The organism is Deltaproteobacteria bacterium (assembly GCA_005879535.1).
Classification (GTDB): Bacteria; Myxococcota; Myxococcia; order Myxococcales; family 40CM-4-68-19; genus 40CM-4-68-19.
The window spans coordinates 73,080-94,231 of the sequence record VBKI01000052.1; the positions used below are offsets into that span (position 1 = coordinate 73,080).

Sequence of the window (21,152 nt, forward strand, 5' to 3'; positions counted from 1 at the left end):
GCTGCAGGAGCCCGGAATGCCTCTGATGCCGGGCACGCCGCCCCTGCCCGAGGGTCGCGGCCGCGCGATCGCGCACTTCGCCGACCGGAGCGCAGCGAGCGAATCCGCGAGCGCGCTGGGCGCGGAGCCGCCGGTCGAGATCCCCGAGGAAGACTGGAACGCGCTGTGGCGGGCGCACCACCGCACGATGCAGGTCGGGCCACGGGCCTGGGTACATCCGCCATGGGAAGACCCGCCGGGAACCGGCGTGGCGGTGGCGATCGAGCCTGGCATGGCGTTCGGGACCGGGAGCCATCCCACGACTGCGCTCTGTCTGGAGCGCTGCGACGAGCTGCTCAGCGAGCTCCCCGGGTCCGATCTGCTCGACGTCGGCACCGGCAGCGGCGTCGTCGCATTGCTCGCGAAGAAGCTGGGCGCACGTCGGGTGGTGGCGACGGACAATGACGCGGTGGCGCTCGAGGCGGCGCGGCAGGGTGCGGCGCTGAACGGGGTGAGCGGCGTCGATTGGGCCTTGACCGCGGATCCGGACGAGGTGCCAGGCCGGTTCACGATCGTGATCGCAAACATCCTCCTCAACACGCTCGAGGAGCTCGCTCCGGCGATCGCGCGCAAGCTCGCGGATCGGGGGCGGCTCGTTCTCTCCGGCCTTCTCTGCACCCAGGGCGACGACGCCGAGCGCGCGTACGTCGCGCAGGGACTGCGGCCCTTGGCGCGCAAGGAGCGTGAGGGCTGGCTGCGAATCGAGCTGGCCCGGCCGTGATCATCCATCGCCTCTTCATTCCCCCTGACCGGCTCGTTGCGGGACCGCGCGTGAAACTGACGCCGGACCAGGCGCGTCATCTGTTCACCGTCCTGCGGCTCCAGTCCGGCGCGGAGGTCGAGGTGTTCGACGGGCAGGGCGGCAGGTTTTCGGCGTTCGTCTCCGGCGACCAGCTCGAGATCGGTCGCGCGCTGCCGCGCGACCCACGCCGGCTGGACGTGGTGCTCGTCCAGGCCGTGGCGAAGGGAGAGAAGATGGATCTGGTGGTGCAGAAGGCCACCGAGCTGGGTGCGGCCCGGATCATGCCTTTGGCCGCCGAGCGCGCCGTCGTGCGGCTCGAGGCGGGACGCGGCTCTACGCGCGCCGATCGCTGGCGCCGCGTCGCGCAGGAGGCGGCACGACAGTGCGGGCGCGCGGACGTGCCACGCATCGACGCTCCGTCGCCGTGGGAAGACGTCTTTTCCCTGCTGCGAGCGGAGGCGGACCGGCGCGCGCTCCTGCTCGATCCGGCGGACGACGGCCTCCGGCTCGGCGACGCGGCTCGCGGCGTGCCCCGATCGCTGGTTGCCGTCGGACCCGAAGGAGGGTTTTCGCCCGCCGAGCGGCAGCGGGCCGTCGAGAGCGGATTCCTTCCGGTCACGCTGGGAAAGAGGGTCCTGCGCACGGAGACGGCGGGGCTCGCGGCACTGGCGGTCGTCCTGCACGTCAACGGCGACCTCGGCTGAGCCGTCGGCGCCATACAACGATCGTGGCACTGCATTGACAGCGTGGGCGCCAAGGTGTGGGCTGTCGTCAGGAGGCCGCCATGCCGCATTTCGCGTGGTCCGTGGCCATTCTGCTCTCCCTGCTGGCTTCCTCGGTGTTGGCGGACGTTGCGCCCGTCGCAGCGCCGGTGTCGGCGATCCTCGCGACCGAGGAGCACGTCTGTTCGGGCGCTTTCGCGCCATTGGCCTGGCGCGACGCCTCCGACGCGCTTTTCTTCGCGACCGGTCCGACGTCGCGGCTCGACCAGCACGAGATGTGGGCGGGAGTTTTGGCGCCGCTCCTCGCCGCCCGCTACCTGGCAGGCACGCTTCGCCTCCTGGGACTCGGCGTGCCGACCCAGACGCAGCTCCGGTTCACCCACGTCGGCTGGCGCCCGCGGTGGCCGTTCTGTTAGCGGCTGCCGCACCGGAGGTGCGGATTTGCGGCTACGGCTTGGGGCTGTACAGGCCAAGAGATGCGTCAGTGCGCCCGCGCGTGCTCGAGGCAGTATTCCGTCAGCTTGCCATGGCACTTGTCCTGGCAGTCGCAGACGCGGAATTCGAGATTCGGATCGTCCGCCTCGCTCTTTCCGCACTTGGCGCACACGCGCGCCTTGCGCGGCTGCGGGGAGAACGCGGGTGCCGTCCTTCGCCGGACCGCCGCTGCGCCGCGCATCCGATCCCGTAGCGTGCTGCCACAGAAGAGCAGGAAGTCAGCCAGCGCCACGCCGACCGCCGCCCGGGTAGCGAGATCGCCGGTGATGAATGCGTAGACCATCAGGCCGCCGCTGAGAAAGCCGAGGTACTTCACCTTCACCGGAAGGATCAGCAGCAGGACCTCGTACTCGGGAAATTCCACGGCGAACGCCAGCAGCAGCGCCTCGGCGACGAAGCGCCCGCTCGCAGGTCCGACGACGAACGACACCGCGAGCGTCGCGAGAGCGCCGAGAAAGAAGAACATGTCGAATCGGAAGCTGCCCCACTGCGCCTCGAGCGCGGTGCCCATGGTGTGCAAGAACCAGAGCCCGAGGGCCGTCCAGAGCAGGCCGGAGCCGGTCACCGGGCCGACGGGAGCGAAGAGAAAAGTGACGATGCGCCAGACTTCTCCGCGCATCACCGCCGCGGGGTCCAGCCAGAGCAGGTGGGCGATCTCGGGCCGGGCGAACACGAGCAGATGCAGGGCGCCCGAGATCCCGACCACCCAGAGGATGATCCCCTCCGGCGCGTGCCGCCCGAAGCGTCGATCGAGGCGGGCGAGGAGCTTCTCCACGGGCCTCCATTAGCATCGACATGCTAGAACGGCGACCCCAATGGATCCCATCGCGCGATTCGTCGAGCTGCTCGAGCGGGCGAAGAAGACGCCGGCGATTGCGGAGCCCACGGGGATGACGCTGTCGACCGTGGGGGTGGACGGCCGTCCTTCGTCGCGCATCGTGCTGCTCAAGGGGATCGACGCGAGGGGACTCGTCTTCTATACGAATACGCGCTCGCGCAAAGGGCGCGAGATCGCCGCGCAGCCCGGGGTCTCGCTCATCTTCTGGTGGCCGCAGCTCGAGTCCCAGATCCGCTTCGAGGGAAACGCCGTGCGCGTGACCGAGGCCGAAGCCGACGCGTACTTCGCGACCCGGCCACGCCTCTCGCAGCTCGGCGCCTGGGCTTCGGACCAGAGCGCGCCGCTCCGGTCGCGCGAGGAACTGGAAGAGCGCTTCGCGGAGCTCGACCGCAAGTACGCAGAAAAGCCGGTTCCGCGCCCGTCGCACTGGTCCGGGTACCGGGTGACTCCGCTCGCGGTGGAGTTCTGGCGCAACCGGTCCGGCCGCCTGCACGAGCGCGACCTGTACACGCGCGCCTCCGCCGACGCGCCGTGGACGATGACGTTGCTCAATCCGTGACGATTACTTGGGCGCCTTCGGGCCGACCATCTGCTCCGGCCGGACCCACTGATCGAACTGCTCGGCAGTGACGAATCCGAGCTTGAGTGCAGCTTCCTTCAGCGTGGTTCCTTCCTTGTGCGCCGTCTTGGCGATCTTCGCCGCCTTGTCGTAGCCGATGTGCGGATTGAGCGCGGTGACCAGCATCAGCGACTCGCGCATCAGCTTCCCGATCCGCTCGCGGTCGGGCTCGATTCCCACGGCGCAGTTGTCGTTGAAGCTCCGGCAGCCGTCGGCGAGCAGGCGGACCGACTGCAGGAAATCATGGATGATGAGCGGCTTGAAGACGTTCAGCTCGAAGTTCCCCATCGCTCCGCCGAGATTGACCGCGCCGTCGTTGCCGAGCACCTGGGCGCAGAGCATGGTCATGGCCTCGCTCTGCGTCGGGTTGACCTTGCCCGGCATGATCGAGCTGCCCGGCTCGTTCTCCGGAATCTTGATCTCGCCCAGCCCGCACCGCGGGCCCGACGCGAGCCAGCGGACGTCGTTGGCGATCTTCATCAGCGAGACGGCGAGCGTCTTCAGCGCGCCGTGGGCGAACACCAGCGCGTCGTGCGCGGCCAGCGCCTCGAACTTGTTCGGCGCCGAAGTGAACGGGTGCCCGGTGAGCTTCGAGATCTCCGCGGCGACGCGGTCGCCGAACTCCGGATGAGCATTCAGTCCCGTCCCGACAGCGGTGCCGCCGATGGCGAGCTCGCGCATGTGCTGCAGCCCGCTCTCCACGTGCCGGATGCCGTGATCGAGCTGCGCCACCCACCCGCTGATCTCCTGTCCCAGCGTCAGCGGCGTCGCGTCCTGCAGGTGCGTGCGGCCGATCTTGACGACGTCGCCGAACTCTTCCGACTTGTGCGCCAGCGTGTCCCGGAGCAGCCGCACGGAGGGGATCAGGTGATCGACGACGGCCGGCACCGCCGCCACGTGCATCGCCGTCGGAAAGACGTCGTTCGACGACTGTCCCTTGTTCACGTCGTCGTTGGGATGGACGAGCCGCTCCTCGCCGCGGCGGCCACCGAGGATCTCGCTGGCCCGGTTCGCGAGCACCTCGTTCATGTTCATGTTCGTCTGCGTTCCCGAGCCGGTCTGCCAGACGGCGAGAGGAAACTCGCCCTCATGCTTGCCCGCGATCACCTCGTCCGCCGCCTCGATGATCGCCTTGCCCTTCTTTGGATCGAGAACGCGGAGGTCGAGGTTCACCTGCGCGGCTGCGCGCTTCACCTGCGCCAGCGCCTTGATCAGCGCCGGAGGCATCTTCTCGCTGCTGATGCGGAAGTTCGTCAACGATCGCTGGGTCTGGGCGCCCCAGAGTCTCTCCGCGGGGACCTCGATGGGGCCGAAGGTGTCCTTCTCGATACGCGTGGCCATGCGCGGCTCCTTGAGGGGCCCGCGGTGCATAGCGCCGTTCCCCGCTGCAAACAAGCGTGGGAAAGATTAATTGACCGCGCGCGCAACCGACGTAGCGTTCGCCGCATGCAGCGCAGGCCGCTCGATTCGGGACCGGCGTCGCCCGTGAGCGTCGCCATCTCCGACGTGCCCGTCGCGCCGGTGGCGGTGTCCTTCGCCTCCGACCCACCTCCTCGCGTTGCGGCACCCACTCGCCGCACGGGATGGGCGTCGAGAACGAGGCGGCTGGCGGGCTGGGCGATCGATCTCGCCGGCATTGCAACATGGCTCGTGCTCCAGTTGGTCATCGCCGCGCGGCTCGCGGCGGGCCGGTCGCTGTCCGAGACGGTGCTCGTCACGCCCGGGCCGTGGCTCGGCGCCGCCGCCGTCCTTGCGCTCGCCTGGTCCTGGATCTTCGTGGCTCTGTGGGGTCGCACTCCGGGAATGGCGCTGACCGGACAGCGTCTGCACACCCTGGACGGCCCCGCGCCAGGACCGCTCACGGCGTTCGTGCGTGCCGTTCTATCGCTCTTCTCCGCGTCGCTTGGCCTGTCCGGCTTCGTGCTCGCGTTGGCCGATCCGCGAAGACAGACGCTGCACGACAAGCTCTGCCGGTGCGTCGCTGTCGTTGACTGAGCCGCTGCGTCGCCGTTAGGCTGCGCGCCCGTGGCTGAAGCGAAACAGTACATACTCCCCATGCCGAGACGGCGGGGAGTCATTTTCTTCCTCCTCGCGAACGTCTTCGCCTTCGCGCTCTGCGCGTCCATCTGGGCGCTGTTCTGGTACGGGGACTTCTTCACGCCTGCCGCCCGCGCCATCTGGGGCTTCCTCGCCGCACACTCCGGCTGGACCGTCGGGGCCGCGCTCTCGCCGCTCTTCGCCGCCCTCGTTCTCGGCTACGGCTACATGCGCCGGGCGATGGCGCGCCGCGCACGCGAGAAGGCCGAGACGCTGGCGCTGGCCGCGCAGCGCGCCGGGACGCAGCTCCCGCACTAGCTTGCTGCCCCTCCTGCTCGCAGCCGCGGTGCTGGTGCCCGCGTCCCCGGACGCAGTGCTCTCCATCGAGGATGTGTCGGGGCTGCGCGCGCTGCTGGAGAAGGCCGGCACGCACGCGCCATCCCTCGGCCCGCACCCGATCGGCTCGACTTTGAGCGACCGCCTGGGGGTCGACCTGCTCTCCGAATCGGCGGAGTGGGGTCTCGCGGCGCGCGGAGCGCGACTGGTCGTCTTTTCGCGTGATGGAATGGGGCTGGCTGCGCCGGTCCACGACGCGGGTGCGGCGAAAAAAATGCTCGCGACATGGCTGGGCCAGAAGCCACGTCGTGCCGGCCGGATCGCGGGAGGGCGCCTCTTGACGGCGTCCGGCGCCAACCCGACGGCGGTGCTGGCGGCGATGTCGCGTTCTTCCCCGCTGCCTGCCGGTCTGGCTAGCCGCGCAAAGGGGCCCGTCTGGCTCTGGATGCGACTCGCCCCTCCGTTGCACGCGGTCCTGCTCTCGCTCGATGCCAGCGGTGCCGGCTTGATGGGGCGCGGACTGGTCACGGCCAATGGACCCATTCTCGCCGGGGCAGCGCCGTCCGGATGCGCGGAGGGCATCGCCTGCCTGCGCGCCGGTGTCACTCCCGCGGGACGCGACGCGATCGCGCTCGGTCTCGAGCGGCTCGGATTCCAGCGACAGCCGGACCTGGCGAGCGCGGCGAGAGTGGAGGAGCGTCTCGAGGCGGGCGACGCGCACGCTCTCTCCGACGGGCGCTCGCTCCCGCGCGCGACTCGCCTGCTGGGCGCGTTCGACACACCCCCGTCTGCGGGCCCTCTGCTCGAGATCACGGTCGTGCTTGCCGCCCTAGAGAGCGTCCTCGCTACGCTCTCGCCGCTCGACGCGCTGCGCGGCCCGCTCGCCGCCGGGGCATATGCCGCCCACCTCCTGTACGGGCCGCTGCTGCGCAATGCCGGCCCGCTGACGTTGACCGGAAACCCGCGCGGAGCTGGAGCGGAGCTCGAGCTGCGACTTCCCCTGCGCTGAAGAGCCCGTCAGTCGCCTTCGTAGATCCCGACTGCGCCGCGCCGGAACGCGACCAGGATCCGCCGCTTGGATGTCGCCGTCGCCGGCTGCACCTGGATGTCCCAGACGGCGCTGTTCGTCTGCGCTCCTAGTCCGCGGTAGTGCAGCACGGTCCCGTCGGGCTTGATGCGCGTCACGCCGAAACCGGCGTCCCGATAGCCGACCCAGACGCTGTCGTCGACCGGATCCTTGGCCAGCGCGCCCACGGCCTTCGTGGGCAGCACCGAGGTGGCGTCCGCCTTGTAGTGACCGTCGTGGTCGATCAACCGCAATCCGTTGGTGGAGGAACCGATCCACGCGTCGCCGTTGGTCATCACCGCGATCGCGGTGACGTTGTCGAATACCCAGTCGTCCGGATTGCGGAAGTCCGGGTCCGAGGCGAGCCAGTCGCCGTGCGCCGCGTCCCGCCGCTCGGTGACCGGATCCGGCCAGATGTCCATCCGGTTCCAGAACGCCGCCTGCGCCGCGGGATCGTCGGCGATGTTCGCCGCACTGTGCCCTTTGCTCACGTACAGCTCGGTCTGGAGCTCCGCGGCGTAATAGTCGCCGAGGTTCTCGCCGAAGCGGAAGCGCGTGGTCCGGGCGAATCCTCCGAACCAGACGTCAAAGAACGTATTGCCCGCCTTGTCGACGTGCGGCCAGGTGTCGATCGCGATCCCGTAATAGAGGTCGGTGATGAACCAGCCGTGCTTCTCGTTGATCGCCGGATGCACGTGCTCGACGTTGCCGGAGCACCAGGGTTGTCCGTTGCACCCCGGATCGCCGGTGTAGTCGGCGTGACCCACGGCGAAGCCGTGGTTTCCGCCGAACCAGACGTAGTTGGTCCCCCGCTGCCAGACGACGCGGTAGATGAAGCAGAGCTTCTCCCGTCCCGCCAGCTCGTTCGACACCACTCCCGGTCCGCTGAAGATGTCGTAGTGGGCAACCTTGATGCCTTGGCCGTTCAACACGAGCTTGTCCGCGTCACCGCTCTTGTAGACGGACGGGTCCGCCTTGGCGTGGTTGTCGCCGTACCGATCCCACTCGCTCTCGCAGTCGCCCTTGCCGCCGTAGCCGACGAAGGCGCTCGAGCCGGGACCGCCGGAGATGCTGAGGACGGGTGTCTGATCCAGGCTCGGATTGGTTTCCGCCGGCCAACCTCCGGGCAGATATCCGTAGGGATGCAAGCCGTCGGCGAGCGTGAACTGCTGGAACCGTCCGCTTCCGCCGCGCTGGACGAACACGCCCGCGTTCCGGCCGGCGACCCAGATGTTTCCGTCCTCGTCGGCGGAAGCCCCCATCACGGTGCCGGAGGGCAGCCCGTCGGTCGCGAAGCGCCAGCCTGCGCTGTCGGAGATCGTCTTCACTTCGCCCGCGCTCCACGGGCCGGCGTCGGTTCCGCCGTCGATGCCGCCGTCCATTCCGGCGTCGTCGAACCCGCCGTCCACACCGCCGTCGTAGCCGGCGTCCTCGTGCGAGTCCTGCGGCGGGATCACTTCCTTTGATCCGCCATTTCCATGACCACATGCGACCGCCACCGCAATCGCGACTACCGCCCCCGCCACCACGCACCAGCGCATCGCTCAGTTCCCTTCGTAGACGGCGACCGCGCCGCTCTGGAATGCGAAGAACACCTTGCGCGGCGAAGTCGGAGAGATCTGGATGTCGACGACCGGGCTCTTCTCCAGCTGTGGGCCGAGCACGTTCGCGTAGTGCTCGACCACGCCGCCTTTGTGGATGCGAGAGATGCCACCTTCGTACTTGTAGCCGACCCACAGGCTGCCGTCGGTGTCGAGGGCGATGGCACTCACGTTGTTCGCGAAGAGCGTCTTGTTCTCCGCCGTGAGGTCACCGACGAAGTTGCCGTCGTGGTCGAGATGCCGGATGCCGCGGCCGAACGAGGCGATGTAGACGCTGTTGTCCGCGGGGTCCGCAGCGATGCCCGAGACCAGATCCAGGCCAGCGCTCCATTGTGCCGGAGTCGGGAACGTCGGGTTGCCCGCTGCGTCGTATTCGCCGACGCCGTCCGACCAGACGTCGAGGCGGTTCTGGTACGCAGCCTTGAACGCCGCATTGGCGGGGGCATTGATGTTGTTCTTCGTCCACGCCTCTGTCCTTGCCTCGGCGTCAAAGTAACTTCCGCCGGTTTCGCCGAAGCGGAACCGCGTCGTGCGCGCCATTCCGCCGAACCAGACGTCGTGCAAGCCGCCCTGGGAAAGGGGATCGATGGCAATGCCCCAGTAGTCCTCGGTCACGAAATTCCCGGCCGAGTCGTTGAAGGCCGGATGCACGTGCTCCAGGACTCCGGCGCAACCGAGCTGGCCGTTGCACGTCGGATTGCCGGCGAAGTCCGCCTTGCCGAGCGCGAAGCCGTGATTGCCGCCGAACCACAGGTAGTTCGTGCCGTGCTGATAGACGATGCGCCAGATGCTGCAGAGCTTCTCGCGTCCCACGGGTTCGGCCGCGACGACGCCCGGTCCGCTGAAGATGTCGTAGTGCACGACGGAGAGCGCGTCCCCGGCCAGCGTGACCTTGTCGGCGTCACCGCTCTTGTACACCGCGGGGTCGCCCCAAGCGGAAGGCTGCGACCATTGATCCCCCGCCCAGGCGTCTTCGCAGCGGGGCTTTCCCTGATACCCGACGAAGACCGTCCCGCCCTTTCCACCGGCGACAGAGATGACCGGAGTCGCCGCGAGAGTCGGATTCGGATCCGAAGGACTGCCGTCGGGCACTCCCTTGAACTTGGCCATGTCGCCCATCAGGTAGCCATAGGGATGAAGTCCGTCGGCGATTCCGTATTGCCGGAAGGAGCCGCGGCCACCGCGCTGCACGAACAATCCGGCGTCGCCGCCGGCGACGTAGACGTTGCCGTCTTCGTCCGCCGTGACGCCCATCACGTTGTTCGGCGGCATTCCGTCGGAAGTGCCGTAGAACGTCCAGCCGGGTCCCAGGATCGGAGGCACGATGATGACTCCGGCATCGGTGCCTCCGTCGGTCGGTCCTCCGTCTGGGCCCGCATCGGGAGCGCCCGCGTCGGCGGCGGAGCCGGAATCGACCGCGCCGCCGTCCCCGGAGCCGCCGTCCGGAGGGACGACGTTGGATTCGTTTCGATCGCTGCCCCCGCCGCCGCAAGCAACCCCGATGGCGATGGCCGCAGCCACCGCCGCCGGGCCGACCCACCGCCAGCCCGAACGCATGCCTTGTCTCCCCCCGCGGCCGCTTCGGAGCAGGGGCCGTGCCAGCGGGCGCGCGCCGACGGCGGAAAAGACTTGGGAAATTCCGTTCTCACCGGTGGGTACGAACCGGGCGGGCCGCGGTAGACTCGCACCCAGGATTGAGACGTTCGTGAGACATCGAGGTCCGCACGCGTCCAGACAGAGCGACGCGCCGCTGCTATTCACTCCGGCGATGGATGCCGAAGCCTGCTATCGCGCGGTCGAGGGGCGTGACGCCCGCTTCGCCGGCCGCTTCTTCCTCGGCGTGCGGACGACGAACATCTATTGCCGCCCCGGCTGCCCGGCGCGTGTGCCGCGGCGCGAGAACGTCATCTTCTTTCCTTCCGCGGCCGCCGCGCAGGCAGCAGGATTCCGCGCCTGCCTCCGCTGCAGGCCCGACGCCGCACCGGGATCGCCGGCGCAGGCCGGAACCGCCGCGACACTCTCGCGTGCGCTGCGCCTGCTCGAGGAATCGGGCGACGCGGCGGGCCTCGCCGATCGCCTCGGGGTCACCGACCGGCACCTGCGGCGGCTCTTCGCGCGCCATCTCGGAGCATCGCCGGCGGAGGTGCTCCGGACGCGCCGCCTGCACCTCGCGCGGCAACTCCTCGAGACCTCCTCGCTCCGGATCATCGACGTCGCGCACGCCGCGGGCTTCCAGAGCCTGCGCCGGTTCAACGAAGCGGTCCGCCGCGGCTTCGGCCGCACTCCCTCGCAACTTCGCACGCTGCCGGAAGCTCCCGGCGCCGCGCTGACCCTGCGCCTCCCGTTTCATCCGCCGCTCGACTTCGAGGCGCTGCTGGCGTTCTTCGCGGCGCGGGCGCTCCCCGGACTCGAGGAAGCGGGCGATGGTGCCTGGCGGCGAAGGCTCCCCGAGGGGTGGCTCGAGGTCGTCCGCGACGGCCCTGCCCACCTGCAGGCGAGGATGCCCGCGTCACTCGCGCCGCGGGCGCTCTCCTTCGCCGCGCGTATCCAGCGCGTCTTCGATCTGCGCGCCGACCCCGCGCCGATCGCCGAGCATCTCGGGCGTGACCCGATCCTCAAGCCGTACTTGCGCCCCGGCCTCCGCATTCCGGGTGCGTGGGATCCGTTCGAGATGGCGGTGCGCGCGGTGTTGGGCCAGCAGATCTCCGTGCAACGTGCGCGGGCGATGGCAGCGGCGCTGATCGCGCGGTTCGCAGGATTCCCGACGGCCGCCCAGCTCGCCGATGCGGAGCTCGACGGGATGCCGGCCATCCGCGCGACCGCGATCGCCCAGCTCGCCCGGAGCGTCGTCGATGGGCGCGTCCGCCTCGACGGATCGCAGGATCTCGAGACGGTGACCGCGGCCCTCTGCGAGATTGCAGGGATCGGCGACTGGACGGCGCAGGTGATCGCCTTGCGGGCGCTCGGCGAGCCGGACGCGTTTCCAGCCGCGGACCTCGGCCTTTGTCAGGCCCTCGAGCTCGCGCCGCGCGCGCTGCGCGAGCGGGCGGAGCGCTGGCGTCCCTGGCGCGCGTACGCTGCCGCCGCCATCTGGTTGTCATGAAGGAGAAGACCATGCCGCGCATCGATACCGTCCACACTCCCATCGGCCCTCTCCATCTCGCCCTCTCGGGCGATGCGCTCTGCGGCGCCCGATTCGACGCGCCGTTCGCGGGCGTCCGCGCGAGCAACTCCGTCGGCGAGCGCCTGCGCGCATACTTCGCGGGCCACCTCGGCGCGCTCGACGACGTGCTGATCGAGATGAACGGCACGACGTTCCAGCGCCGGGTCTGGGAAGCGCTGCGGGCGATCCCCCCCGGGGAAACGCGGACGTATGGCGAGCTGGCGCGCGTTCTGGGGACGCACCCGCGAGCGGTGGGCGCCGCCAACGGCTCGAACCAGGTGGGCGTGGCCATTCCCTGTCATCGCGTGATCGCAGCGGACGGAAAGCTCTGCGGCTACGCCTGGGGAGAAGAGCGCAAGCGCTGGCTGCTCGCCCACGAGGGCTGCCGGATCGCGCTCGTCGCCTGATCCTGATGAACAGGCTCAACCGTAGTCGCTAAGCCGCCTTCGGCGGCCGCGACTATCCCGCGAGCGCGGCTTTCGGTAGGTTGCCGCGCGCATGAGCGATCAGAGCAAGAAGGTGCCGCAGGAGCCGGCCGGCGGTATGTCGTCGGCGCGGCGGCAGGAGCGCCTCTCCGGTCTGCCGGCGCGGGACAAGCTCGCCGCGCTGGACGCCCAGGCCGAGCTGGGCGGCGGTCAGGAACGGATCGACCGGCAGCACCAGGAGGGAAAGCTCACCGCGCGCGAGCGGATCGAGCTCCTGCTCGATCCCGGCAGCTTCATCGAGCTGGACAAGTTCAAGACGCACCGCGCGGACGACTTCGGAATGGCGGAGAAGACGATCCTCGGCGACGGCGTGGTCACCGGGTACGGCATGGTCGAGGGCAGGCAGGTGTTCGTCTTCGCCCAGGACTTCACCGTCTTCGGCGGCTCGCTCAGCGGCGCGTACGCGGAGAAGATCTGCAAGGTGATGGACCTGGCCGTGAGCACCGGCTGCCCGGTGGTCGGGCTCAACGACTCCGGAGGGGCGCGCATCCAGGAGGGAGTCGTCTCGCTCGCCGGCTACGCGGAGATCTTCTACCGGAACGTCTCCGCCAGCGGCGTCGTGCCGCAGCTCAGCGCCATCCTCGGCCCTTGCGCCGGCGGCGCCGTGTACTCCCCGGCCATGACCGACTTCATCGTCATGGCCAAGAGCTCCTCGTACATGTTCATCACCGGCCCCGACGTGATCAAGACGGTCACGCACGAGGAGGTCACCAAGGAAGATCTGGGCGGCGCGCAGACGCACAACGCGCGCAGCGGCGTCGCGCACTTCGCCGCCGAGGACGAGGCAGGCGCCATTCGCATCCTCCGCGAGCTGCTCTCCTACCTGCCTTCGAACAACCTCGAGGATCCGCCGGTGGCGCCCACCGAAGACCCCCTCGACCGGCGCGACGACATCCTCAAATCCATCGTGCCGGAAAACCCCAACAAGCCGTACGACATCAAGGAAGTGATCCGCGCGGTGGTCGACGATCGGCAGTTCTTCGAGGTGCACGAGCACTTCGCCCGCAACATCGTGGTCGGATTCGCCCGCCTCGGCGGCCGCAGCGTGGGCGTGGTGGCGAATCAGCCCTCGGTGCTCGCGGGAGTGCTCGACATCGACGCCTCGCGGAAGGGGGCGCGCTTCGTGCGCACCTGCGACGCCTTCAACATTCCGCTGGTCACCTTCGTCGACGTGCCCGGTTTCCTTCCCGGCACTTCGCAGGAGTGGGATGGCATCATCACCCACGGCGCGAAGTTGCTGTACGCGTTCTCCGAGGCGACGGTCCCCAAGCTGACCGTCATCACCCGCAAGGCGTACGGCGGGGCCTACGACGTGATGGCCTCCAAGCACATCCGCGCCGACGTCAACCTGGCGTGGCCCACCGCGGAGATCGCGGTGATGGGTCCCGAAGGAGCCGTCAGCATCGTCTTCCGCAACGAGCTGGCGAAGGCGAAGGATGCCGACACGGCGAAGCAGGAGCTCGTGCAGAAATACCGGGACACGTTTGCCAACCCATACAAGGCCGCCGAGCTCGGCTACGTCGACGAGGTGATCCTTCCGGAGGATACGCGGCCGCAGCTCTGCCGCGCGCTGCAGATGCTGCGGAACAAGCGACAGGACGTGCCGCGGCGCAAGCACGGGAACATTCCGCTCTGAAGCGCGATCTCACGTTGGTCGACGCGATCGGGATCGGCGTCAACGGCATCGTCGGCAGCGGCATCTATCTGCTGGTCGCGCCGCTCGCCCGGGTGGGCGGCGGCAGCAGCGTGGCCGGCGTGCTCGGCTGCGGCGCGCTCTGCGTCCTGATCGCGCTCTGCTTCGCGGAGCTGTCCTCCATGTACGATCGGAGCGGCGGACCGTACGTTTATGCAGCCGACGCCTTCGGACATTACGTCGGCTTCGCGGTCGGGTGGCTCGGCATGGCCACGGGCGTGCTCGGGCTTGCCGCGGTCAGCGTCGGATTCGCCGCCGCCCTCGGACGCTTCATTCCCGCGGCCGCCACCGCGCGTGCTCACATCGCCGTCGCGGTCATCGTCGCGCTCGGCATCATCAACTGGCGGGGCGTGAAGCAGGGTGGACGGACTTCGACGGCGCTCTCGGTGGTGAAGATCGTCCCATTGGTGGTGGTCGCCCTGGCGGGTCTGCGTTTCGCGCCGCGGGCGCCTCTCGCGCTGGTTCCGTCGGACGCAATCAGCGCCGCGTTTCTCTCCATCTTCATGATGTCGGGATTCGAGTACGCCGCGGTCCCGGCTGGCGAAGTGCGCGATGCGCGCCGGACGGTGCCCTTGGCCGTCGTCGGCAGCATCTGCGGTGCCTCTCTGCTCTATGCCCTCCTCCAGCTCGCGGCGCTGGGAGCGCTTCCCGACGTCGCCTCCCGCGAGCAGCCGCTGCCGGACGTCGCTGCGCGCGCCCTCGGGAGCTGGGCCGGTCCGGTGATCGGCGTGACCGCGCTGTTTTCCATGTTGGGCTTCTGCGCCGGCGTAGCGCTCGTTGCGCCGCGGTACTTCACCGCGATGGCCGAGGACGGCCACCTTCCCCGCGCTCTCACCCGCCTCTCCCCGCGCGGGACGCCCGCGGCGGCGATCTGTGCCTCCACCGCGTTCGCCGCGGCGCTTGCCATCGTTCTCGGCTACGCCTCGCTCGTCGACGTCAGCAACGTGGTGATTCTCTCCGGCTACGCGCTCTCCTGCCTCGCGGCGCTGACCCTGCGTCTGCGGCGGCCGGACGCGCCGCGCCGGTACCGCCCGCCTTGGTTCGTTCCGGTCCTCGCCCTCGCGGCAGCCGTTGCCCTGCTCGTCTCGGCGCGCCCGAGGGCCGCCGAATGGACGTTTGCCGTTCTGCTTCTCGCATCGGGATTCTTCTGCCGGACGGCCACGGCACTGGCGCGGCGCTGGCTCGGACCTCGCCCTTGACTGAAAGGAAAGCTGACAGAAGCCGTAAGATCGGACGCGTGGAGCTGCGCGTTTCGGAGCGGGTGAACCGGTTCCGCTGGATCTTCGTGCCGGTGGGGCTGTGTGCGCTGACCGCGGTCGGCGCGCATGCCGCCGCCGACGTCGTCGGCGATCGGCTCCTCTGGATCGTCGACCGCGTGGACGCGCTGTTCGACGCCATCTGGTCGAGCTGGTCGGTCACGGCGCCGCTCGTGGAGCTGGTGGGGCTCACGCAGCGCACCTGGTTTGCCCGCGCGATCGCGCTCTGCTGGGAGCTCGCCGCCGACGCGCTCATCGCCATTCCGCTGCTCGGCTACGACCTGCGGGAACCGGCGAAGGAGTGGGAGCTGGGCCGCGATCTCTTGCGACGCACCCGCTCGCCTCTTCCCCTCGTCCGTCCCCTGGCGACGCTGCTGGTGGCGATCGCCGGCGCCTGCTCCGTCGCGCGGATGGTGCAAGGCTCCGTCCAGCTTGCCCTCCACGTCTCCTGGCTCGGCCACCTCGCCCGCGCCCTCGTCCTCGTCGCCGTGCTCGTCGTTCTCGTGCCGCGCGCCGCCTTCCGCTCGCTCGAGCACGAGCGCACCGCCCGCTACCGCATCGCCGCCGCCGTGATCCTGTTGCCGCTCCTGATCGCGGCGGTGGCCTCCTGGCGATGAAGGAGAGACTGCCGCTGCTCGAGCTGTTTCTCTCCGGCCTCTGCCTCTGGGCCGCCTGGTATCACACGCCCGCCGGCGCCCTGGTGCGCACCGCCGGCGCTTTCATCTTCGGCACGCGCAGCACCGCGCGCCCGCTGCTCGCGTACTTCGGCGCGGGCACGCTGGTGCCCCCGCGCCCGCCGCCGCCGCTCGCGGGTCCAGTCCCTCCCGCGCAGGCGCTCGCCTACGGAACAGCGGCGGTCCTCGAAGAATCCGCGGTGGAGCTGGCGCCCCGGCTGCGCATGCTGTCGCAGCGTCTCGGATCCGACGACGCTGCCCTGCTCGCGATCTTCTGCGGCGAGGATGCAGCTCGCTTCGCCGTGGACGAGGCGCGCTCGATGGCGTTGGACGACCTCGCCCGCGCGCTGCCTCCGCGCTCGGAAGCCTGCATCGCTCGGGCGGCGCAAGCGGCGATGCTCGGCGGCGCCTATGCGCTCGGCTGGCCCTTGCCGGAGACCGTGCTCATCACTTCGCCGTTCGGCGTCCGCGAGCACCCGCTCATCGGCGGCCGCCGCTTGCACGCCGGAATCGATCTCGGAGCATCGGCGGGGACGGCGGTCCGCGCCGTCGCAGCCGGAGTGGTGCGCCGCGCCAGCAGCGACGGCATCAACGGCCGGATCCTGGTCCTCGATCACGGCCGGGGCGTCGTCACCACCTATTGCCACAACGAAGCTCTCCTGGTGCGCGACGGCCAGCACGTCGAGCGCGGACAGGTGATCGCGCGATCCGGGAGCAGCGGCCTCACCACGGGTCCGCATTTGCACTACCAGATCGATCTCGCCGGCGAGCCGGTGGACCCGCTGCGTTTCCGCGCGCACGCTCCGAAGTTCGCCGCCGGTGCCACTGATTGACCGCTCTGGTAGTTTGACGCCGTGAGCATCCGAAAGATCCTGATCGCCAACCGCGGGGAGATCGCCGTCCGGGTGGCGCGCACCTGCAGGGAGATGGGCCTCCGCACCGTCGCCATCTACAGCGACGCGGACCGCGCGGCGCTGCACGTGCGCTCGTGCGACGAAGCCGTGCGCGTCGGTCCGCCCGCATCCCGCGAGAGCTATCTGGTGATCGAGAACGTCATCGCCGCCTCCAAGGCAACCGGCGCCGATGCCGTCCACCCCGGTTATGGCTTTCTCTCCGAGAACGCAAAATTCGCCCGCGCCTGCGCCGCCGCCGGAATCACGTTCATCGGCCCGCCACCCGAGGCGATGGACGAGATGGGCGAGAAGACCCGTGCCCGCCGCAAGGCCATCGAAGCGGGCGTACCCGTCGTCCCCGGCATGAAGGAGCCGATCCCGGAAGGCGGAGAGGCCGCCGCCAAGAAATACGCGGTCTCCATCGGGTACCCCATCATGCTCAAGGCTGCCGCCGGCGGGGGCGGCAAGGGCATGCGGCTGGTTGCCGACCCCAAGGACTTCGATTCGGCGCTGGCCACGGCTCAGCGGGAAGCGGCCAGCTCGTTCGGCGATGCCCGCGTCTACATCGAGAAAGCGGTAGCGCGCCCCCGCCACGTCGAGATCCAGGTCTTCGCCGACACCCAGGGCAACTGCATCTGGCTGGGCGAGCGCGAGTGCAGCGTGCAGCGGCGGCACCAGAAGGTGATCGAGGAGACGCCGAGCGCCGTCGTCACTCCCGAGCTGCGCTCGGAGATGGGCCGGGTGGCGGTGAACGCCGCGAAGGCGGTCAAGTACGTCGGCGCCGGCACCTGCGAGTTCCTGGTCGACGGCAACACGCGCAACTTCTACTTCCTGGAGATGAACACGCGGCTGCAGGTCGAACACCCCGTCACGGAGTGGTGCACCGGACTCGACCTGGTCCGCTGGCAGATCGAGGTCGCCGCGGGTGCGCGGCTGCCGTGGACGCAGGACGACGTGCTGCGGAACCTGCACGGGCACGCAATGGAAGCGCGCCTCTACGCGGAAGATCCGGCGAAGAACTTCCTGCCCAGCCCCGGCACCATCCTCGAGCTGCGCCTCGCCGAAGGCCCCGGCGTGCGCAACGATTGCGGCGTGGAGAGCGGCAGCGAGGTGCCCCGCTACTACGATCCGATGATCGGGAAGCTCGCCGTGTGGGCGCGCACGCGCGAGGAAGCGATCGCCCGGCTGCGGCGGGCCCTGGGCGAGACGGTGGTGAAAGGAATCACCACCAACGTCGCCTACCTGAAAGCGGTCCTCGACCTGGAGGAATTCCGGAAGGGCGACTACGACACCGGTCTTCTCGCTCATGCGCAGGATCGGCTGCTTCGCCGGGAGAAGACGGGAGACGAGGAGATCGCGCTCGCGGCCGCCGCCATCTGGCAGTTCGAGCAGGACCAGCGCGCGGCGCTGCGGCAGCCCGCGGCGTCGGCGCCGGACGGCTCTGCGTGGGCTGTCGCCGGCCGGCTCGCGGCCCTGCGGAGGTCGCGATGAGATACATGGCGATCATCGGCGGCGAGGAACGCCTGATCGAGGTGACCCCGCGGGAAAACGGATACCGCGTGGTGATCGGCGAGCGGGAGCTGGATCTCGACGCCGTCCACCTGCAGGGATTCGCACTCAGCTTGATCGCCGGCACGCGCAGCTACCGCTGCGACATCGACCCAGGGAAGAATGGACAGATCCGCGTCCTCGTCGGCGAGACCGTCTATCCGCTCGAGATTCTCGACGAGCGCAGGCTGCGGATGCGGCGCGCGGGCGGAAAGTTCACGCTCGAAGGACCTCAGCGCATCGACGCTCCCATGCCGGGGAAGGTCACGCGCGTGCTGGTGAAGGCCGGTGATCAGGTGGAGGAGGGGCAGGGCCTCGTCGTCGTCGAGGCGATGAAGATGGAGAACGAGCTGAAGAGTCCGAAGGCCGGAAAAGTCACCGAGCTGCACGCCGTGGAAGGCGAAGCGGTGGAATCGGGAGCGAAGCTCGCCGTCGTATCGTAGCCGCCGCGCGCGGCGGTCGCGGTGGAATTGCGTTACAAGCGGGTCACAATGAGCGTCGAGCGCGCCTACCTGCACGGTACCTCTCCCTCCGAGCAGGGACGCCTGTCGCTCCTCAACCGGCTGATGAACGACGCCGCGATGCGCGAGATCGGCGTCCGCCCCGGCGACTCCATCGTCGACTTCGGCTGCGGCCTCGCCCAGCTGTCGCTGCAGATGGCGCAGGCCGCCGGCAGGCGGCTGGTCGGAGTCGAGCAGAGCGAGGAGCAACTCGCGCGCGCCGAGCGGCACGATCTGCTCGATCTTCGCCGCGGCGACGTGACCTCGCCGCCGCTCCACGACGGCGAGTGGGGTTCGTTCGATCTCGCGCACGCGAGGTTCGTGCTCGAGCACGTGCGCGAGCCCCTCGCCGTCGTCCGGCTGATGGTGCGCGCCGTGCGCCCGCGCGGGCGGGTGGTACTCCAGGACGACGACCACGACGTCTTCCGCTGCTGGCCCGAGCCCGCCGGCTTCGGGACGCTGTGGCGCGCGTTCCAGCGCACCTACGACCGCCTCGGCTGCGATCCCTACATCGGACGCCGGCTGGTCTCGCTCCTGCACGAGGCCGGCGCGGCGCCGGTCCGGTCGACGTGGATCTATTTCGGGTCGTGCGCTGCCGAGGCGAACTGGCCCGGATTCGTCGAGAACATCCACAGCCAGCTCGCCGGAGCGCGGGAAGCAATGGTGCAGGGCGGCCTGCTGGGCGCGGCGGAAATCGATGCGGCGCTGGACGCTTTCCGCGAGTGGGCGCGGCGCCCCGAGGCAGCGATCTGGTACGCAGTCTGCCTGGCGGAAGGAGCCCGGAGATGACGGCGCTGGAGAAGTGGGCGCGCGAAGTGTACGGCAAGTCGGCGGCGAAGCCGGGCGCGCTGCGCAAAGCGCTCTTCCAGACGTCCAGCGGCATCGAGGTGAAGCCGCTCTACTCGCCGGACGAGGCGCCGCCCTCGATCGGATATCCCGGCCAGTACCCGTTCACGCGCGGCATCCAGCCGACGATGTACCGCGGACGCTTCTGGACCATGCGGCAGTATGCCGGCTTCGGCACCGCGGAGCAGACCAACGAGCGTTTCCACTACCTGCTCGACTCCGGTCAGACCGGCCTCTCCACCGCGTTCGATCTCCCCACCCAGATGGGTCACGACTCGGACAGCCCGCGTGCGCGAGGCGAGGTGGGCCGTGTCGGCGTGGCCATCGACTCCGTCGACGACATGGAGCGCCTCTTCCGCGGCATCGACCTGGGCAAGGTCTCCACCTCGATGACCATCAATGCCACCGCGGCGACGCTGCTCGCGCTCTACCAGGCGGTGGGCGAGGCGCACGGGACCCGCGCGGCGGATCTCTCGGGGACCATCCAGAACGACATCCTCAAGGAGTACATGGCGCGCGGGACGTACGTGTATCCGCCCGCGCCATCCATGCGACTCATCACCGACACGTTCGAGTACGCCTCGAAGGTGGTGCCAAAGTGGAACCCGATCTCCATCTCCGGCTACCACATCCGCGAAGCGGGCTCGACGGCCGCGCAGGAGATCGCGTTCACGCTCGGCGACGGGATTGCGTACGTCGACGCCGCCATGAAGCGCGGCCTGGACGTCGACTCCTTCGCCGGCCGCCTCAGCTTCTTCTTCAACGTCCACAACAACTTCCTCGAGGAGGTCGCCAAGTTCCGCGCCGCCCGGCGCCTCTGGGCCCGCACGATGAAGGAGCGCTTCAAGGCGAAGGACCCGCGCTCGTGCACGCTGCGGTTCCACGCGCAGACGGCGGGGTCCACGCTGACGGCGCAGCAGCCGGACAACAACGTGGTCCGGGTCGCCATCCAGGCGCTGGCCGCGGTGCTCGGCGGGTGCCAATCGCTGCATACGAACAGCCGCGACGAGGCGCTCAGCTTGCCCACGGAGGCGAGCGCCCGCATTGCCCTGCGGACGCAGCAGATCGTCGCGCACGAGAGCGGCGTCTGCGACTTCATCGACGGATTGGGAGGCTCCTGGGCGCTGGAGTCGCTCACCGACGAGCTGGAGGCGAAGGCGGTCGACTACCTCCGCAGGATCGACGAGATGGGCGGGATGGTCGAGGCGATCTCGCGTCAGTTCCCGCAGCGCGAGATCGAGGACGCGGCCTATGCGGCGCAGAAGGAGGTGGAGGAGAAGAAACAAACCGTGGTCGGCGTCAACGAGTTCGTCTCCTCCGCCGAGGCGCCGATGGACATGCTGCGCATCGACCCGAAGCTGGAAGAGCAGCAGATCGCCCGGGTGAAAGCCTTCCGCAGGCAGCGCGACAACTCTTCGACGACCCGCGCGCTGTCGGAGCTGAAGAAGGCGGCCGAAGGAAGCGAGAACGTGGTGCCGAAGATCGTCTCGGCGGTGAAAGCGCGCGCCACCCTGGGCGAGGTCGCCAACGCCATGCGCGAGGTCTTTGGCGAGCACACAAAATAGACACTCCATGCAGATCAGCGTCCTCCTGCCGGCG

General features: G+C 69.4%; 21 protein-coding genes. 17 read left to right on the forward strand and 4 right to left on the reverse strand.

The window, feature by feature from the left end:
• Positions 1-25: 25 nt before the first annotated feature.
• The 3 genes from E6J58_07020 to E6J58_07030 all read left to right on the forward strand — a co-directional run bounded on the left by E6J58_07020 (position 26) and on the right by E6J58_07030 (position 1,919).
• Complete coding sequence (locus tag E6J58_07020; GenBank protein TMB39673.1) at positions 26-760, forward strand: 50S ribosomal protein L11 methyltransferase; 735 nt, start codon at positions 26-28, stop codon at positions 758-760.
• Complete coding sequence (locus E6J58_07025) at positions 757-1,485, forward strand: 16S rRNA (uracil(1498)-N(3))-methyltransferase (protein TMB39651.1); 729 nt, start codon at positions 757-759, stop codon at positions 1,483-1,485. Before E6J58_07020 ends, E6J58_07025 begins: the two co-directional genes overlap by 4 nt.
• A gap of 80 nt (positions 1,486-1,565) precedes the next feature.
• Positions 1,566-1,919: a hypothetical protein gene (locus E6J58_07030; GenBank protein TMB39652.1), complete on the forward strand. Its 354-nt coding sequence runs from the start codon at positions 1,566-1,568 to the stop codon at positions 1,917-1,919.
• Between the two features lie 65 nt (positions 1,920-1,984).
• Here E6J58_07030 and E6J58_07035 read toward each other — a convergent pair whose 3' ends face one another.
• Positions 1,985-2,773, reverse strand: coding sequence for a rhomboid family intramembrane serine protease (locus tag E6J58_07035; protein ID TMB39653.1), 789 nt, complete (start codon positions 2,771-2,773; stop codon positions 1,985-1,987).
• Between the two features lie 40 nt (positions 2,774-2,813).
• Here E6J58_07035 and pdxH point away from each other — a divergent pair, with 40 nt between their 5' ends.
• Positions 2,814-3,395, forward strand: coding sequence for a pyridoxamine 5'-phosphate oxidase (gene pdxH, locus E6J58_07040; protein ID TMB39654.1), 582 nt, complete (start codon positions 2,814-2,816; stop codon positions 3,393-3,395).
• Positions 3,396-3,398: 3 nt separating this feature from the next.
• Here the strand turns inward: pdxH and fumC are convergent, their stop codons facing one another.
• Positions 3,399-4,796 carry a class II fumarate hydratase gene (fumC, locus tag E6J58_07045; GenBank protein ID TMB39655.1) on the reverse strand — a complete coding sequence of 466 codons (1,398 nt, stop codon included), beginning with the start codon at positions 4,794-4,796 and terminating at the stop codon, positions 3,399-3,401.
• 105 nt (positions 4,797-4,901) lie between these two features.
• Between fumC and E6J58_07050 the strand changes: the two genes are divergently transcribed.
• From E6J58_07050 to E6J58_07060, 3 genes are read left to right on the forward strand one after another with little or no spacing between them, the layout of a single operon-like run.
• Positions 4,902-5,450: an RDD family protein gene (locus E6J58_07050; protein TMB39656.1), complete on the forward strand. Its 549-nt coding sequence runs from the start codon at positions 4,902-4,904 to the stop codon at positions 5,448-5,450.
• A gap of 60 nt (positions 5,451-5,510) precedes the next feature.
• Positions 5,511-5,810, forward strand: coding sequence for a hypothetical protein (locus E6J58_07055; protein TMB39657.1), 300 nt, complete (start codon positions 5,511-5,513; stop codon positions 5,808-5,810).
• Position 5,811: 1 nt separating this feature from the next.
• Positions 5,812-6,837: a hypothetical protein gene (locus E6J58_07060; protein ID TMB39658.1), complete on the forward strand. Its 1,026-nt coding sequence runs from the start codon at positions 5,812-5,814 to the stop codon at positions 6,835-6,837.
• A gap of 8 nt (positions 6,838-6,845) precedes the next feature.
• Here the strand turns inward: E6J58_07060 and E6J58_07065 are convergent, their stop codons facing one another.
• Positions 6,846-8,351: a hypothetical protein gene (locus tag E6J58_07065; protein ID TMB39659.1), complete on the reverse strand. Its 1,506-nt coding sequence runs from the start codon at positions 8,349-8,351 to the stop codon at positions 6,846-6,848.
• Positions 8,352-8,438: 87 nt separating this feature from the next.
• Positions 8,439-10,052, reverse strand: coding sequence for a hypothetical protein (locus E6J58_07070; protein TMB39660.1), 1,614 nt, complete (start codon positions 10,050-10,052; stop codon positions 8,439-8,441).
• 211 nt (positions 10,053-10,263) lie between these two features.
• Here E6J58_07070 and E6J58_07075 point away from each other — a divergent pair, with 211 nt between their 5' ends.
• The 10 genes from E6J58_07075 to E6J58_07120 all read left to right on the forward strand — a co-directional run bounded on the left by E6J58_07075 (position 10,264) and on the right by E6J58_07120 (position 21,118).
• The gene (locus E6J58_07075) at positions 10,264-11,598 is read left to right on the forward strand and encodes a DNA-3-methyladenine glycosylase 2 family protein (GenBank protein ID TMB39661.1); all 1,335 of its coding nucleotides are present in this window, start codon (positions 10,264-10,266) and stop codon (positions 11,596-11,598) included.
• Positions 11,595-12,065: a methylated-DNA--[protein]-cysteine S-methyltransferase gene (locus E6J58_07080; protein ID TMB39662.1), complete on the forward strand. Its 471-nt coding sequence runs from the start codon at positions 11,595-11,597 to the stop codon at positions 12,063-12,065. Before E6J58_07075 ends, E6J58_07080 begins: the two co-directional genes overlap by 4 nt.
• A gap of 136 nt (positions 12,066-12,201) precedes the next feature.
• Complete coding sequence (locus tag E6J58_07085; GenBank protein ID TMB39674.1) at positions 12,202-13,779, forward strand: acyl-CoA carboxylase subunit beta; 1,578 nt, start codon at positions 12,202-12,204, stop codon at positions 13,777-13,779.
• The gene (locus tag E6J58_07090) at positions 13,497-15,035 is read left to right on the forward strand and encodes an APC family permease (protein ID TMB39663.1); all 1,539 of its coding nucleotides are present in this window, start codon (positions 13,497-13,499) and stop codon (positions 15,033-15,035) included. The genes E6J58_07085 and E6J58_07090 overlap by 283 nt, the downstream gene beginning before the upstream one ends.
• A 38-nt stretch (positions 15,036-15,073) precedes the next feature.
• On the forward strand, positions 15,074-15,709 hold the full coding sequence (locus tag E6J58_07095; GenBank protein TMB39664.1) for a hypothetical protein: 636 nt from the start codon (positions 15,074-15,076) through the stop codon (positions 15,707-15,709).
• Positions 15,700-16,599 (forward strand): M23 family metallopeptidase, encoded by a 900-nt coding sequence (locus E6J58_07100; GenBank protein ID TMB39675.1) that lies wholly within the window; start codon positions 15,700-15,702, stop codon positions 16,597-16,599. The genes E6J58_07095 and E6J58_07100 overlap by 10 nt, the downstream gene beginning before the upstream one ends.
• 36 nt (positions 16,600-16,635) lie before the next feature.
• Positions 16,636-18,150: an acetyl-CoA carboxylase biotin carboxylase subunit gene (locus tag E6J58_07105; GenBank protein TMB39676.1), complete on the forward strand. Its 1,515-nt coding sequence runs from the start codon at positions 16,636-16,638 to the stop codon at positions 18,148-18,150.
• A complete protein-coding gene (locus E6J58_07110) occupies positions 18,147-18,650 on the forward strand; it encodes a biotin/lipoyl-binding protein (protein TMB39665.1) in 504 nt (167 codons plus the stop codon). The genes E6J58_07105 and E6J58_07110 overlap by 4 nt, the downstream gene beginning before the upstream one ends.
• A 48-nt stretch (positions 18,651-18,698) precedes the next feature.
• Entirely contained in the window at positions 18,699-19,496 is a 798-nt protein-coding gene (locus E6J58_07115; protein ID TMB39666.1) for a methyltransferase domain-containing protein, read from the forward strand.
• Positions 19,493-21,118 carry a methylmalonyl-CoA mutase gene (locus E6J58_07120; GenBank protein TMB39667.1) on the forward strand — a complete coding sequence of 542 codons (1,626 nt, stop codon included), beginning with the start codon at positions 19,493-19,495 and terminating at the stop codon, positions 21,116-21,118. The genes E6J58_07115 and E6J58_07120 overlap by 4 nt, the downstream gene beginning before the upstream one ends.
• Positions 21,119-21,152 lie beyond the last annotated feature (34 nt).